This is a genomic window from Cohnella baijiui (assembly GCF_020731285.1).
In the GTDB taxonomy this organism is placed as follows: domain Bacteria; phylum Bacillota; class Bacilli; order Paenibacillales; family Paenibacillaceae; genus Cohnella.
On record NZ_JAJFOW010000326.1, the window covers coordinates 1 to 242 of the forward strand.

Annotated in this window: 1 protein-coding gene; it reads left to right on the forward strand. The window is 33.5% G+C overall.

What is annotated here, in order from left to right:
- Positions 1-77: 77 nt before the first annotated feature.
- Positions 78-242 (forward strand): flagellar assembly protein FliW (fliW, locus tag LKX83_RS34615; protein WP_227887470.1); only part of this gene is annotated, 165 nt, incomplete at its 3' end.

The window sequence follows — 242 nt, forward strand, 5'->3', positions numbered from 1 at the left end:
ATGAGATGCACTTTCAAATGGTCGGCGGTAATGTAAATGCTGGTTATTAATAACCAGCATATAAAGGAGTTATAACTATGTCTTCAAAAATCGTTTCAAGTTTGTTGGGGGAAGTTGTATATAATGAGCAAGATGTATATCATTTTAAACAGGGGCTCCCAGGGTTTTCAAATCTAAAAAAATTTATTCTACTTACAATAGAAGATAGTCCGTTTACTGTTTTACACTCGATTGAAGAGGAT